A 1,475-nucleotide genomic window follows, 5' to 3' on the forward strand; every position below is an offset into this window, starting at 1 on the left:
GTATTCAGTCGATCTTAATACTGGCTTCGTGATCGGCGGTGCTGTCGGTCGGCGCATCAACGATGTGTTTCGTGTCGAAGGCGAATTGTCCTACGCGCGCTACAAAGCAAGTTCTTTTAGCGGCAGTTACGACGGTGTTGTCTTCAACTCAGGCGATGCGGCCGGCAATTTGTCAGCGACCTATCTGCTCGCCAATGTCTGGGCCGACGTTGCGCATTTTGGCGATGCCAAGCTCTATGTCGGCGGCGGTATCGGCGCAGCTTATGTTACCGCCGATACCCATTTTGACGGTGACGACTTTGGATATGGGCCTGGCGGCTGGGGTTTCGCCGGCCAGTTGGGAACCGGTGTCACCTATGCGGTGACGCAGAATGTCGACCTCGATTTCGGCTATCGCTTCAAGGCCGTCTCCAACGTCGATCTGGACGACAATGACGGCAGCAATACCTACAAGGATGCCAAATTGTACTCCCACAATCTGCAGTTTGGCGTTATCTACAAGTTCTGATTTGACCGGCCTGTCACAAGCCGCGACCTGGATTTGACGGATGCCGCTTTTGCCCCGCCGGCAACCTCTGGGTCTGCCGGCAATAATGCCAGCCTCCCTTCCGACCGCCGGTGAACCGGCGGAAAAGACATTGCAGCGCGGCATCGACCTGCAACGGCGCAAGCGTTTTCGCGAGGCCGAGTTCTGCTACCAGACGGTGCTTCGCACGCAGCCGAAAAATGCCATGGCGCTGAACCTCATGGGCACTCTGGCCATCGAGGCCGAGCATCATGACGCCGCCATTGCCTATATGGAAAGGGCGGTCAAGCTCGAACCGGGCAACGCTATCTTCCGCAACAATCTCGGCAACGCCTATAATGTCACCGGTGACATCGAGCGCGCCCGCAAACATCTAAAGAAGGCGATCGCGCTCGACGGCCGGCTCATCGAAGCTTTGTGCAATCTCGGCCGGTCCTACCGCAGCCAGCTCGAGGGCGACGTCGCCGAAGGTTTCTATCGCCGGGCGCTGGCGGTCGACAGCCAGTCGCTGACGGCCCTTGCCGGTATGGGCGATCTGCTCACCGACATCGGCCGGCAGGCCGAGGCGGTCGAATGTTTTGGCCGCGCGCTTGCCATCGACCCGAGCCATGTCGAGGCGCTGGCCGGAATGGCGCTAGCGCGCCGGGCGGTCAAGGACGATCCAGCGTTGCCTTTAATACGGGCTCGCCTGGAATTGCCCATGACAACCGATCGCGAGCGGGTGGTGCTGCACCACGCCGCCGGCAAGATGCTCAACGATCAGCGCGAGTATCGCCTGGCCATCCGCCATTTCGCGCAGGCCAAGGCAATTTCCGGCAATGATTTCGACATTGACCGGCACACCCAGCTTTACGACAGTTTCATCGACACTTTCGATGCCGACTTCTTCGCGGCGCGGTCGAAATTGGGAAATCCGTCGAGACGCCCGGTCTTCATCGTCGGCATGCCA

2 protein-coding genes are annotated in these 1,475 nt (G+C 59.7%); both read left to right on the forward strand.

Going from position 1 to position 1,475, the window contains the following annotated elements:
• The coding region (locus tag EN893_RS33695; RefSeq protein ID WP_164901368.1) for an acyloxyacyl hydrolase at nucleotides 1-508 on the forward strand (508 nt) is incomplete at its 5' end.
• Between the two features lie 85 nt (nucleotides 509-593).
• A partial coding sequence (locus tag EN893_RS33700) for a tetratricopeptide repeat protein (protein ID WP_245490954.1) occupies nucleotides 594-1,475 on the forward strand: 882 nt, incomplete at its 3' end.

The organism is Mesorhizobium sp. M7A.F.Ca.CA.004.04.2.1, assembly GCF_004022825.1.
GTDB lineage: Bacteria > Pseudomonadota > Alphaproteobacteria > Rhizobiales > Rhizobiaceae > Mesorhizobium.